At 49.5% G+C, this 13,736-nt stretch carries 9 protein-coding genes; 4 read left to right on the forward strand and 5 right to left on the reverse strand.

Annotated elements, in window-relative coordinates; genetic code table 11:
- Positions 1–9: 9 nt before the first annotated feature.
- The 4 genes from BUB18_RS21490 to BUB18_RS21505 all read right to left on the reverse strand — a co-directional run bounded on the left by BUB18_RS21490 (position 10) and on the right by BUB18_RS21505 (position 6,934).
- Positions 10–1,593: a RagB/SusD family nutrient uptake outer membrane protein gene (locus BUB18_RS21490; RefSeq protein WP_083550474.1), complete on the reverse strand. Its 1,584-nt coding sequence runs from the start codon at positions 1,591–1,593 to the stop codon at positions 10–12.
- Positions 1,594–1,611: 18 nt separating this feature from the next.
- On the reverse strand, positions 1,612–4,857 hold the full coding sequence (locus BUB18_RS21495; protein ID WP_178372172.1) for a TonB-dependent receptor: 3,246 nt from the start codon (positions 4,855–4,857) through the stop codon (positions 1,612–1,614).
- Positions 4,858–5,111: 254 nt separating this feature from the next.
- Complete coding sequence (locus BUB18_RS21500) at positions 5,112–6,275, reverse strand: FecR family protein (protein ID WP_073085031.1); 1,164 nt, start codon at positions 6,273–6,275, stop codon at positions 5,112–5,114.
- A 65-nt stretch (positions 6,276–6,340) separates the two neighbouring features.
- Positions 6,341–6,934, reverse strand: coding sequence for an RNA polymerase sigma factor (locus BUB18_RS21505; protein WP_073085033.1), 594 nt, complete (start codon positions 6,932–6,934; stop codon positions 6,341–6,343).
- 312 nt (positions 6,935–7,246) lie between these two features.
- Here BUB18_RS21505 and BUB18_RS21510 point away from each other — a divergent pair, with 312 nt between their 5' ends.
- Complete coding sequence (locus BUB18_RS21510) at positions 7,247–7,990, forward strand: basic secretory protein-like protein (protein WP_245805716.1); 744 nt, start codon at positions 7,247–7,249, stop codon at positions 7,988–7,990.
- Between the two features lie 430 nt (positions 7,991–8,420).
- Here the strand turns inward: BUB18_RS21510 and BUB18_RS21515 are convergent, their stop codons facing one another.
- The gene (locus BUB18_RS21515) at positions 8,421–8,864 is read right to left on the reverse strand and encodes a hypothetical protein (protein ID WP_073085035.1); all 444 of its coding nucleotides are present in this window, start codon (positions 8,862–8,864) and stop codon (positions 8,421–8,423) included.
- A 354-nt stretch (positions 8,865–9,218) separates the two neighbouring features.
- Between BUB18_RS21515 and BUB18_RS21520 the strand changes: the two genes are divergently transcribed.
- The 3 genes from BUB18_RS21520 to BUB18_RS21530 all read left to right on the forward strand — a co-directional run bounded on the left by BUB18_RS21520 (position 9,219) and on the right by BUB18_RS21530 (position 13,495).
- Complete coding sequence (locus tag BUB18_RS21520) at positions 9,219–11,102, forward strand: ulvan lysase-like protein (protein WP_073085037.1); 1,884 nt, start codon at positions 9,219–9,221, stop codon at positions 11,100–11,102.
- 135 nt (positions 11,103–11,237) lie between these two features.
- Entirely contained in the window at positions 11,238–12,878 is a 1,641-nt protein-coding gene (locus tag BUB18_RS21525) for a peptide MFS transporter (protein ID WP_073085038.1), read from the forward strand.
- 167 nt (positions 12,879–13,045) lie between these two features.
- Entirely contained in the window at positions 13,046–13,495 is a 450-nt protein-coding gene (locus BUB18_RS21530) for an SRPBCC family protein (protein ID WP_073085040.1), read from the forward strand.
- Positions 13,496–13,736 lie beyond the last annotated feature (241 nt).

Here is a 13,736-nt window from a genome sequence, read left to right on the forward strand (position 1 = left end):
TCCGGGTTACTACTTGGAATAGCCATCGTTCTGCTTCAGCTCCGCATCTTTATTGACGTCGATTTCTGATTGCGGAATCGGTAAATGGATATTGTAATCGCTGATGGTAGGCCCTGCCTTTGGATTATATTTTTTAGTACGTGCTATCAGCGTATTGGTCCTGATGAGGGTCAGCCTTCTCAGCTCCTCGGCGGTCAGCTCCCTGGCCCTTTCATCCAGCAGGTAGTCCATCGTTACCATCGATGCATCTACCGGAGTAGCCCCTGCCCTGTTACGCACCACGTTGATGCTGGCAGCAGCCCCGGCTACATTGCCCTGCATCAGCTGCGCTTCCGCCAGGAGCAGGTATGTTTCTCCCAAACGCATCATAATTCTGTCTTTAAACGAGCTGGAACCCTGCGGATCATTCGGCTGGAACTCATACCACTTGGTAGTATGCGCATATATATTCTGAATGGTATCAAAACCAGTAGCCACCACCAGCTGACCATACTTAGCACCCGCCGGATCATTGTACCAATAATTTCTGCGAATGTTATACGGGGAGTTACGCATGTCTTTTTTCTCGTACAGTTCATACGTCCACCAGTTGGTAGGGCGAATCCTTCCGATGCCACGACCACCAAGGGAATCCGTGATTTTCATGCCCGCCACATTGATGTAAAAAGGTCCCCATTCCCTGCGGCGCTGATCAAATGTAGCACCGCCACCGGTTATATTGTACTGCTGTTCTACCACCCAAATCGCCTCGGTGTTACCCTGACTACGGCGCATGCTGCCATAAGTAAACATATCTGCAAACGCGTCGCCCGGCTGATTAGCCTTTATGCCATACCTGTTTTTAACCAGCGTAAAAAACTGGCTGTCGATGATGCTTTGTGCCGCTTTCTCCGCTTCGGCGCCTTTGTTGGCACGCAGGTAAGCTTCCGCCAGCAGCTGCGCAGCTGCAAATTTATTGATGCGGCCCTGTTTCTTTACCCCTGCCGGATCAGGCAGATTGGTAACAGCAAAATTCAGATCTGTGATGATCAGGTCAATCACCTGCGCTTCGGTAGCACGGGTGTAATCCGTACGGGGCGCGGTTACCGGCTCCGTGAGGACAGGCACCCCACCGTATAAAATGGAGAGGTGGTTATAGGCATATGCCCGGAAAAAGCTGGCTTCTGCCTTATAAAAAGCACGCTGTGCATCGGTAAGACTCGCAGCAGGATTATCACTCGCCTTAATGATATTATTCGCTGCGTTGATCAGCTTATAACACCAGTTCCAGATGGAGCTGGCAGCAGTAACGGACGAGTTTAGGTTACGGTAATCGTCAAACGGCGCCTGTACAGCGTTTGGCTGACCGGTGATGGCCATGTCCGTACCCACAAAATAAGTGGCCATCAGCCCCTGCGTGTTACCGTAATCGTTACGAAAAATGCTGAGCATACCGGTGCTGGCAGCTTCGAAGCCCAGTTCATCCACCAGTGTGTTATCCGGTGCGTAGGAAGACTTCAGTTTCTCATCCAGAAAGGATTTGCTGCAGGAAATAAAAGAGGTAGTCATTACACCCGCCAGCAACAAGCAATATATTTTACGACTGTTCTTCATGTCTGAATCTTTTAAAATTTACAAACTGATATTTACGCCAAAAATCACCGTAGCCGTGTTCGGATAAAAGTCGGAGCTCTGTTGCCCCGTACCCTGGCCATTGTTCAGGCGGGCGTTGGTGGAAGTAATGGTAGACGGTGATGTTTCCGGGTCCCAGTTCTTCCATTTGGTGATGGTGGCCAGGTTGCGGCCACTCACATACATCATCAGGTTGGAGATTTTGTAACGCGATAATAAATCCTTGTTGAACATATAGCTGAGCGTTACATCTTTCAAACGGATGTACGACGCATCTTCCGCATATTTATATCCTCTCGGATTGCTGTAAAACAGGGATGGGTTGGTATTGATTTTATTGTCGGATGTCCAGTAGGGAATATCAGCCGGCAGGTTTACAATACCGCCCTGATCGCGGTTATCGAGAATGTTATTAGGTCGGAGTGAACCATGTACATCCTGGATGAATATGTTGAGGGAAAAGTTTTTATAGGTAAAAGTGTTGGTGAGGCCTGCTATATATTTTGGCAGTTGTGTGCCGAGGTAAGAGCGGTCATTCGCATCAATTTTACCATCATTATTGATATCTGCAAATTTGATGTAACCTGGTTTGGTACCGGGGTCCACCTTGTTATCTTCTCCTTCCTGCCAGATGCCGGTCATGGTATAATCGTATATCCCTAACAGTGGCTTCCCGATAAAGAGGTTGTTACCGATGTCGTCCTTATTATCTCCATACAAAGCCACTACTTTGTTTTTATTAAAGGAGATATTAAAGGAAGTAGACCACGTGAACCCGTCGCCCACAATGTTTTTACTGTTCAGTAAAATCTCCAGTCCCTTGTTGGCGGTTTTACCTATATTATCAAATATGGTATTATATCCGGTGAGAGATGGGATTTTCCTGCTGAGCAGCAGATCGTAAGTGTTAGTGGTATAGCCTTCAATACTACCGCTTAAGCGATTGTTCAGGATGCCGAAATCAATCCCGACGTTCAGGCCTGTGGTGGTTTCCCATTTCAGGTTGGCATTACCCAGTTTATCCGGGATGAGGCCCATGGTGGTTACCCCATCATAGATATAGGCTTCTGTGGTAAGGCGGGTGAGCGTTTGGTAGGCACCTACTGCCTGGTTACCTGAACGGCCATACGAAGCGCGGAGTTTCAGTTGGTTGAAGGTCGGCAGGTCTTTCATGAACTGCTCGTTCTGGATATTCCAGCCCACTGCCACAGATGGAAACACGCCGTATTTATTAGAGGCACCGAAGCCGGAGAAGCCGTCGCGGCGGATGGTAGCCGTCACCAGGTAGCGGCTGTCATAGGTGTAGTTCGCGCGGAACATCTGCGACAGCAGCGTGCTGGAGGAATCGGCAGAATAAGTTTTCTGCACCTGTGCGGCGCCGAGGTTGTTGTAGTCCAGGTTATCGTTCACGAAAGTATTGGCCGTAAGCGTGGAGGTAAACAGCAGGTCCTGCTGGGCACTGTACAGTGCGGTGAAGTCCAGGGCATGCTTACCGAAAGTTTTCGCATAGCTCAGCACATTTTCCACGATCCACTGTTTGCTTTCTTCGTTGTATACATTGGCTGTACCGAGGTTATCGCCCATTTTGCGGCCGATGTAACTGCCTGTTCTTTTAGGGCGGTAGCCGTAAGAGGCATTCACGCGGTATTTCAGGCCTTTCACAAAATCGGGAGCTACTTCTGCATAACCGCTGGCATTGATATTTTTATTACGGTTAATGGCCGGGTTGTACAATTCGATGAGCGGGTTCTGATACAGTGTTTGCGGTGCAATCGGGTAGATTTCGTAATCACCTTTGGCGTTGTACAGCGTACCGTACGGGCTCAGGGAGTTGGCATTGAAGAGGGACACGCGGCCACCGTCTTCATTGTTGTTGACGAAAAACATATTCACCCCTGTTTTCAGCCAGGAGGTAACGTTAGCGTCTATATTAGCGCGGATGCTGGAGCGGTTAAACTGATAGCCTTTAAGGGTACCTTCCTGTTTCAGGAATGTTCCGGACACGTAGTACTTCACATTTTCCGTACCACCGGCAATGCTCAGCTCATGGCTTTGGATGTAGCCCTGCTGGCTGATTTCCTTCTGCCAATCCACGGGGGTAACGCCATTGGCGTAGTTTTGTTGTTCGGAGAGATATGGGAGATCCGGTGCTGTAGGGCGACCTGCCTGGATATTGTACCAATGGTTCTTTTCACGGTATTGATCACCGTTCATGTTTTTCACCACGTTGGTCTGGTATTCAGGACCACCGTAGCCGTTATAGGTAATGACCGGTTTACCGGACTTCCCTCTTTTGGTGGTGATCATGATCACGCCGTTGGCGCCGCGGGCACCGTAGATGGCGGAGGCGGACACGTCTTTGAGCATGTCGATGGACTCGATATCGTTCGGGTTAATATCGTTGTAGGTGCCGCTGAACGGAATCCCATCGAGTACGATCAGGGGTGCGTTGCTGGCCGAAATAGATTTAAGGCCGCGGAGGTAAAAGGCAGGGCTGCTACCAGGGCGGGTGGAGTTGTTGATGATGTTAACACCGGCGGCCGCTCCCTGCACTGCCTGCAGCACGTTGGTTACCGGCAGGTTTTTGAGGCGGTCTTTCGGTACGGAAGAAATGGAGCCTGTAACATCACTTCTCTTTTTGGTACCGTAACCTACTACCACCACTTCTGTTTGTTGTTCAATAGCGGCTTTTAAGGTGATATGGAGAGATGGGTTGCTGCTGTTAACGGTAACTTCCTGCGGGAGCATACCCATGTAGGAAAAAACCAGCACCACGTTGGCGTTCGATTGCAGATGAAGCGTATACATACCATCGTTATCAGTGGTGGCGCCCTGCGAGGTACCTTTCACGCGCACGGATACACCGGGCAGCGGGTTACCAGCTTCGTCGGTCACTTTACCTCTGATGTCGATAGCCTGCTGTGTAGCGGTGGCAGCGGGTTGCAGGGCAACAGGCTTTGGGGAGATAAAAATGGATTTCTGTTCAATGGTGTATTTTAATGGTTGATCTTTGATTACCATATCCAGAAAATCCCTGATAGCGGTGTTTTTCACGTCAAGCGTAACGGGATGTGCGTTGCGCAGCACTTCCCTGCTGGCCACGATGGTGTAGCCCGACTGCTGACGGATAGCGGAGAATACTTTTTCTACAGGCACATTATTACCGGCCCAGGTGATGCGTTGTGCGTAGCTTTCCGCACTGGCATGGAGAATAGCAGCCGTGAATAAAAAGAAAGTCAGTTTCATAACTAACAACATTTTGGTTGGAAACAGACGGCCCGTTGTTCGCATAGGCGCATAGGGCTGCCGGTTACAAAGAGCATTTTTTTGCATAGCTTTGTACTGGTTTGGCTTGATAAAAAATAAACAGTTGTTCTACATTCAATTGTATGTTTAGCCGTAACCGTAGTGGGCGGAGGTGGTTCCAAGCACCTTCGCTTTTTAATTACAGGTAAACTTATTTCCGGGAATTATTTTTCCATGTTCCTGTTGGTTGCCCCTTACTTTGTGTTTGTTTTTGGTCCTACTATCAGTTTGTTATTTTCCATACTAAATGTTATACCTGACTCCTGCAAGAAGTTTAAAACGCTGGCTAGGTTTACATCGCAGCCGATTTCACCGTAAAAGGTAACATCGGGTGGAGTGCCCTGGTATACCACTTCTATATCGTACCATCGTTCCAGCAGTCGCATAACGGCTGTCAGTTTTTTATCCTGAAAATTGAGTATACCGTTTTTCCAGGCCATCACGGCGGCTGTATCTGCATTGTTCACGATGGTAAAGCTGTTGTGCTGATCCAGTTGCAGTTGCTGTCCTGGTTTCAGCAGTTGCACCCTGCCTTTACGTTCAATTTTTACTGCCCCCTGTAATAAGGTGGTGCTCATGTTATTTTCATCCGTGTAAGCGTTCACATTAAAGCTGGTGCCCAGCACCTGTATATAAGTTTCTGCTGCGAGCCGGATTCGGAAAGGTTTGTTTGGTTGTTGTGCTACTTCAAAGTAGGCTTCCCCGCTGAGCTCCACGGTTCTGTCGCTGCCGGTGAAGGCGGTGGGAAATCGCAGCGAGGAGGCGGCGTTCATCCACACCAGCGTGCCATCAGGCAGTTGCAGTCTGAATTTGCGGCCTTTAGGGGTGGACATGGTATTAAAGCTGCTGCCGTTTCCGCTGCCCTGGTAGGCCAGCTGACCATTCTGCAATACTACGCTGGCGCCGTGCTGGTTGGTGACTACCCCGTTTTGGAGACTGTCCAGCACTACCTGTGAGCCATCGTCGAGGGTGAGTACAGCACCTTCCTTGCCTGGTTTCACATCGAAGGATTGGGCCATTGTGGCGGCAGGCTTGCTATCAGAACGGTGGCGGATATACCATGCACTGGTGCCCAGTAGCAGCAGCACGGCCGCTGCCGCGGCGAGGCGGGGCCAGAGCCGGCGCACCGGTGTTTGCTTACCTGCATCGAGGATAGACTGTATGGCCGGTTCATAGCTGGCCGGATCATAGGCCGGGTCAGGTGTTTCGGCGGCGTACATTTCCTGGATGAGTAGTTGCCACTGTTCATCATCCGCATGTTTACGCAGCTCCGCCATCAGCTCTTCGGTTTCTGCCGGTGTGGCGGTACCGTTATAGTAGCGGGTAATTAAATATTTATAATAGGCGGTTGACTCCACTGCGTAATACTTTTACCGGCTAGACGCAAAAATGGGATTGTCGTACTATCCGATTTGAAAAAAAATTAAAAAATTTTCAGCAGTAGGGCTATAAGTAGTAACGGAAGCGGGTTTCCGGTTTTTTGTTCGAGGTATTCCCGGACAAATCGCCTGGCGGAGAGCAACTGATTTTTAACGGTGTTCTCTGAGATGTCGAGGGCATCGGCAATTTCACGGCGCGATTTACCGTCCTGCATGCTCATCATGAAAACTTGTCGCCGTGATACAGGCAGTGCGGCGATGGCATCGCGAAGGATGCTTTGCAATTCTTTGGCGTAAAATTTTTCGGACAGGTCGAGGTTGTCCTGGATATCGTCGGCGGGAAGGTCCTCCGTGCGGACTTTTTCGCGGGCCTGTAGCCGCAGCTGGCTGAGGGAGAAATTAGCGGCCAGGGTGTAGAGCCATCCGCCGGGATTTTCGATGTTTACCAGGGTATCGCGTTGCAGCCATACTTTCAGAAATACTTCCTGCAATACTTCTGCGGCGGCGGTGTCGGAACGGAGCATTTTCTTCACGCCCTTTGCCAGCACTGCGTTGTAGCGGTGGTATAGCAAACGGAATGCATACTCGTCCCCACTGGCAATCCGTGAAAAAAGTTCCCTATCCTCAGTTATGTTCATTCAATGACCCGTGTAATGTGTGACCCCGGAGGTCTAAAATAGCAACAAATATCGGCATATTATCTAGTGGGGTGAATAAAGCATTATCTTTTAAGAAGATGGTATTAAAAACATTTAAGGTGTCAAAAACACGCTTTTGCTTTACTGCAGGCAGTCTGCAGTTTGACGATTCCCTGATGAATCCATTAAAAAATCGATTTAGCAATCTCCTAAATTTGTCATGATAATTTTCTGCTATAGGATTTATCTGTGGTTATTGATAATTTACTGTTGATCGACCGTTTATCTGCCCCTAAGCAACCCAAGGATCTCATGAGATATCCGAATCTGTTATGTATTGCACTTTGTGCGACTTCCATGTTGGCTTTTATTGCCTGTAGCAAATCATCACTTCCGGAGCCGGCTACCACTCCCACTCCAGCTGAAGCTGTAACCGAAGCAACTACCCCTGTAGGTACTGTTATTTATACCAGTAACGGGTATAAGCTCACCTTTACTAATAATGCCAGCGGATTTGACGATGCCACCCGTCAAAAATTCGTGAACATGTATTTCAGTATTTATCCGCAATTGCTAAATCGATTTTATACAGGCGCTACCAAACAGGTAACCTTCGTAATCGACCCTAATTATACCGGTGTCGCCTATACGTCAGGAACTACGGTCACCTATAGCGCGGCGTGGCTGAGCAGCCACCCGCAGGATGTGGATGTATTAACCCATGAAGTAATGCATGTGGTACAGGCCTATACCGGTGGTACTCCCGGCTGGCTTACAGAAGGGATAGCAGATTATGTCCGTTATAAATATGGCGTCAACAACGGCCCCGCAGGCTGGTCGCTCCCGGCCTGGAGTTCCACCCAATCCTATACCAACTCCTACCGGGTAACGGCACGTTTCCTCGCCTGGCTGGAATTACATGTTAGCAGTACCATTATTACAAGTCTGAATACGGCTTTGCGTAATCAAACATATACCAGTAACACCTGGAATCAACTTACCGGCAAATCTGTGGATCAGTTATGGACCGACTACTCCAATAGTCCTGCCCTGTAGCACCGCCGAAAAATCATCATAGCATTGTTGTAATTATTCTCTAACCAGGGAATGATGAAGGGTCGATCAACTTTTCAGGCAATGCTATGTACTATCGGTTACCGGCAGCCTGAAAAGGTTAGCCGGTAACTCTCGTTTATATGGATGCACTGGGGAGACCTCCGTTGACAGCACAACAATGGCACAGCAGGTTTAAATCAATATTACAATAGGAATGGTCCGGCACTAACGCCTATGCACCTGCTGCCAGGATCCTGAGCTGGCCTGGTCAATAAACAGGTGATTATGGCAGTGAATTTTCAATACCCGGGTCACTGGGCATCAATAACAGTAACCGTCCTCGTTAATAAATGGCAGTGTATTTTCAATCCTTGGGTCACTGGGCACCAATGTCATAATCCTGTGATTAAATGGCAGTGCAAAAAGTAATCTATTTCAACCCTCCTGGTGCCTTGGCCACCTGAAACGCCTGCACCAGCGCCTCATGCATTTTCCCTACCTGGTCGTTCGGGACTTCATAAAATCGTTTGGTATCTGGTTCGTACAGCATTTCTCCCTGGGTGCTGATGAGCAGCAACCGCTGCTCGCCAGAGCGCAGCATCACATTGCAGAGGTGATAGCCTTTCCAGAGGTAGCCGGTGGTCTTTTTTTCGCAGGAAGTGCCCGGTAATACTTCTTTTACCATTTCTACCGACAGTGGGTAGCCGGTTAAACTATCCAGTTTCGTTCGTAAGTTGCTGAAGCTCCCCCCAACAGGCCAGTTGTATATAATGAAAGAGTCAACCTGATCCCAGCGAATACAATCGCTTTTGGTTTGGGCGAAACCAGTGAGCATGTAAGCACATGCTAGCAGCATTACGGCTATAATCTTCATACTGGCTACTTTTGTGTATAAAAAACCGTTATTACCTTGGGGATTAACCGAGTGGGTCTATCTATACTAAATGTAACAAATACACGCCATTTTAACAAAACCATTTTCATTCCGGCATCCACCGATGCCTTCGGCATCGGTGGATGCCGGAATTGGTTTAGGGCCGAAGGCCCTAAACCAATTCCGGCAACTAAACGGGGAATGCAACCAGATCGCAGGACGTATAACATACCACTATTAATCAGGCTTCCTAACTATAATGACACGTAGCAGCGCTGCCAGAATTCACTACCTATCTCTCCAAAAGTTTTATACCTTTAAAACCACTTATTACTATTTAATTTCCACGTAAGCATGCATACTTCCAGAAGAGATTTCCTGAGAATGGGCACGCTGGGGGCAACCGGCCTGTTATTGCCGGCGATTAACGGCAACGCCTATCCGCAGCCACCAGTAAAAGACGAACTAGCCAGTTTAAGTACCAAATTATTGTTCGAATGGGGCGAAACCCTGTTATCCCTCCAGGTAAACCAGCCGGCAGCCAAAGGGGTGCACGGTGGTATCCTCTGCCCTGCCTGCGCCACCATCCACGGGCGTTGCAGCGATATGATCTATCCCTTCCTGTACCTGGCACAGCAAACCAAACAACAGCGATATATGGATGCGGCACTGCGACTGTACGACTGGGCAGAAGAAATGGTGAGCACGGAAGATGGCGCGTGGCTAAACGAAGTGAGTACGAGCGACTGGAAAGGCATCACCGTTTTTGGCGCCACCGCACTGGCAGAGAGCCTAATCCACTTTGGCCACCTGCTCCCCAAGGCCACCCGGGAAAAATGGAAAATACGCCTGCAGCGCGCCACCGAATATGTATACCAAAACTTCACCATCACCTACGGCAATATCAACTACCCCGTTGCCGGCAGCTACCTGCTGGCCTTAACAGGGCAATACCTGCAGGAACCCCGCTACGCGAAGCGCGGCAAAGAACTGGCCCACGAAAGCCTGGCCTATATTACTACCAGCAACCTACTTTACGGAGAAGGCAGACCCAAACCCGATAAAAGCCCCAAAGGCTGCTATGCCGTGGACCTGGGCTATAATGTGGAAGAATCACTCCCCTCCCTGGTACAATATGCCCTGCTCACCAATGATACTGAAATCACGGTAGCCGTAATGCGCTCCATGAAAGCCCACCTGGAATTCATGTTGCCGGATGGCACCTGGGATAACAGCTGGGGTACCCGCAATTATAAGTGGACCTGGTGGGGAAGCCGCACCAGCGATGGATGCCTCCCTGCATACGGACTACTAACAGATAAGGACCCCGTGTTTTATACCGCGGCCCTGCAAAACACCAGATTGCTGGCGGCATGTACGCACAACAAGCTGCTACACGGCGGCCCGCACTATGTATCCCACGGCATCAAACCCTGCGTGGCACACGCCATGGCACACAGCAAGGCAATGGTCACCTACCTGCTGCATGCGAAACCTGCGCCGTCCATACCCGCCACCCTACCCCGCACCGCGGAATACGGCCTAAAAGCCTTCCCGGAAATATATACCTGGCTGATCAGCAAAAACAAATGGAGAGGAACGGTAACTGCCTACGACCAGGAATACACGATGAAAGGCGGCCATGCCACCGGCGGCGCACTGTCCCTCCTCTGGCATAACGATGCCGGCCCCCTGCTCAGTGCCTCCATGAACCAGTACCAAATGGTGGAAAGCTTTAACATGCAGAAAGACCGGGATCCCCACAGCATCCCGCTCACAGCGGGTTTTCGGCTACAAACGGCAGAAAAGCTATTCCTCAGTACGCAGGACCTGAAAGCGACCATCCAGACGGATACCACCCCATCGGCTATACGAATAAGCACGCAGACATCCCTGGTGGACGCCGCCCAAACCGCCGCACCGGATGCCGCCTGCCAGATCACCTATACCTTTGCTGCGGATAGCGTAACCATAAAAGCTGTTAGTAGCAACCCTGCCGCGGTATTCAGTCTGCCCGTGATCAGTGCCCGTAATGAAACCGTTTCCCAACCCTCCCCAACGCAAATCATTATACGAAAACCGGGCGCGCTGGTGGAAATTGAATCCAGTGTAGCCGTAAAGGTGAGCGTCCCCCTGAACGAAAGGATTTTCAACTTTGTGCCTGGCATGGAAGCCGTGCCGATCATACTGGAAAGTAATCAGGTGGAAATCAGCATCTCTGTAAAAAAATTGAGCTAAAGCCTTCTTCACACATGGGCTGTGCCGGGACAGCCGTCCCGACTAGTATCAAAACATAATAAATTCCCTTATTTTAGCGGTTTGGCGGTTGCACCGCTGTAGCATAACCTGAGGCCAAAACATCATTTAACCTGTATGAATAAGTCTAGTAGTCATCCGGCCGCATTGCCGTTTCTGTTTCTCTCTGAAATGTGGGAGAGATTTGGTTTTTATCTGATCCTGGGTATTTTCCAGCTCTACCTCACCGACACAGCAAAAGGCGGCTGGGGCATGGACCGCGCCACCGCCGCCGACATCTTCGGCACCTTTATCGCATTCGTGTACCTCACCCCTTTCCTGGGCGGCCTTATCGCCGATCGCAAGCTGGGCTACAGTAAGTCTATTATTATTGGTGGCATCCTCATGGGAATCGGCTACATCGGCCTGTCGGTGCACAACCTCACTGTATTCTACCTTTCGCTGGGACTCATCTGCGTGGGTAACGGGTTTTTCAAACCCAATATTTCCACGCTGCTGGGGAACGTATATAACGATGACAAGTACCGCAGCCGTAAAGATACCGGCTACAATATCTTTTACATGGGTATCAATATCGGTGCCTTCATCTGTAACTTCTTTGCGGCCTTCCTTCGTAATACCGTTGGCTGGGGCGCCGCCTTCATCGCTGCCGGCGTAGGCATGTTCCTCGGCGTGCTGATTTTTGTAATTGGCATGAAACATTACCGCCACGCGGACGTACGTAAACCTGTGCAGGAAGGAGATATGCCGCTGAGCAGGATTTTTTCGGTGGTATTTCTGCCAGCCATCGTGGTAGGCCTTGGTGCCTGGTTTATTCCGGGAAACATCTTCGGCTCCGACTCCACTGATGCCTTTATTTTCGCCTGTATCCCCATCCTGTTTTTCTTTGTATCCCTGCTGGTAAAGGCGGATGCAAAGGATCGTAAGCCTATAGCTGCATTGCTTTCTATCTTTGCGGTGTCAATCGTATTCTGGGCCGTATTTAAGCAAAATGGTACCGCTCTTACGACCTGGGCACAGTATTATACTGACCGTGAAATACCTGCGGCGATAGAAGCGCCGGCACAAAAACTCTATCTTGTTGAAACCGTCACCAACAAACCGGACTCCGTAACGGCCTATGACAGTGAATTCAGGGTAATCCGCGATGCCGCCGGCAAACCGGTGAAAGTATGGGACAAAGTACCGTACTTCAAAAACGTAGCACCGGAGAAAATGCCGGAAGAAGGAAAATCCATCAGCCTCTTTAATACGGAATTGTTTCAATCCATAAATCCGTTCTTCGTCATCACCCTGACACCTTTGATTGTATGGTTCTTCGGCATGCTGCGCAAACGTAAGCGTGAACCGAGTACACCATCAAAAATTGCCTGGGGCTTATTGGTATCCGCCGCATCTACCCTGCTGATGGTGGGCGCCGTATACGCGTGCAGCAATGGAGCAATCAAAGCATCGCCCTGGTGGCTGATCGGTTGTTATGGCGTGATCACGGTAGGAGAATTATTTTTAAGCCCGATGGGATTGTCGCTCGTTTCAAAGCTAAGTCCTGCGCGACTCACCTCCCTGATGATGGGCGGCTGGTTCCTGGCCACTTCCATTGGTAATAAGTTGTCGGGCATCCTGGCTACGCTTTGGGATACCTATGATAATAAAGCGAATTACTACCTTGTGAATTGCCTGCTGCTCGGTGGCGCTGCGGCGGTGATATTTTTGATGCTGAAGTGGCTGAATGGTATATTCAGGGAGTATGTAAAATAATTGCATTAAATGCTGAAGGTATCATTGTGATTGTAGTGATGCCTTCAGCATATTTCCGTTCCCCCCAATTATTACAGTCGCAATTCCCCCTTTTATTGTCACATCTGCCCACTGTTTGATTCCTGTTTAATCATGACCTTTGAATCGGAAACAAAAAATCTATTCATATGGCAAACAATTCAGTTTCACTACACAGGGTCATAAAAACCTCTCCTGAAAAATTATACCGCGCCTTCACTGAGGCCATCGCAATGGCTTCCTGGCTACCACCCTACGGCTACCTCTGCACGGTGCAGGAAATGAATGCCGTGAAAGGCGGTCGCTTTAAAATGACGTTTCACAATTTTGGCACCGGCCACAGTCATTCCTTCGGTGGTAAGTACGTGGAATTAAAACCGAATGAATACCTGCAGTATACGGATACTTTTGACGATCCCAACCTACCGGGAGAAATGGTAACCACAGTGTGGCTGAGAAAAACGATTGTTGGCACTGAAATTAAAATTACGCAGGAAGGTATACCTCCGCAGATACCAGCAGAAATGTGTTACCTCGGATGGCAGGAGTCGCTGGATAAGCTGACGAGATTGGTGGAACCGGAGATTCCAGATGCCTGAGACCCAAACCCCTGAGGCCTTCGGCCTCAAGGGTTTGGGTCTTTATGTGGTACGCCGATGGCGTACCACATAAAGACCCAATATATAACGATCCTACCGTTGCAGATAGGTGCTGCCTAATACGGCGCCTGGCGCAAAGGTCGTGTTGAGTGTATTCAGTTCATCCACGGTGAAGGATATATCCATTGCCGTTATGTTTTCCTGCAGGCGGGAGCGCTGATTAATGCTGACCAGCGGCATA

Source organism: Chitinophaga jiangningensis, assembly GCF_900142605.1.
GTDB classification, from domain to species: Bacteria; Bacteroidota; Bacteroidia; order Chitinophagales; family Chitinophagaceae; genus Chitinophaga; species Chitinophaga jiangningensis.

Coding starts and splice junctions, on each gene's coding strand:
- BUB18_RS21525 (WP_073085038.1), top strand. CDS start 11,238: ATGAATAAGTCTAGTAGTCATCCGGCCGCATTGCCGTTTCTGTTTCTC.
- BUB18_RS21505 (WP_073085033.1), bottom strand. CDS start 6,934: ATGAACATAACTGAGGATAGGGAACTTTTTTCACGGATTGCCAGTGGG.
- BUB18_RS21530 (WP_073085040.1), top strand. CDS start 13,046: ATGGCAAACAATTCAGTTTCACTACACAGGGTCATAAAAACCTCTCCT.
- BUB18_RS21490 (WP_083550474.1), bottom strand. CDS start 1,593: ATGAAGAACAGTCGTAAAATATATTGCTTGTTGCTGGCGGGTGTAATG.
- BUB18_RS21495 (WP_178372172.1), bottom strand. CDS start 4,857: ATGAAACTGACTTTCTTTTTATTCACGGCTGCTATTCTCCATGCCAGT.
- BUB18_RS21510 (WP_245805716.1), top strand. CDS start 7,247: ATGAGATATCCGAATCTGTTATGTATTGCACTTTGTGCGACTTCCATG.
- BUB18_RS21515 (WP_073085035.1), bottom strand. CDS start 8,864: ATGAAGATTATAGCCGTAATGCTGCTAGCATGTGCTTACATGCTCACT.
- BUB18_RS21520 (WP_073085037.1), top strand. CDS start 9,219: ATGCATACTTCCAGAAGAGATTTCCTGAGAATGGGCACGCTGGGGGCA.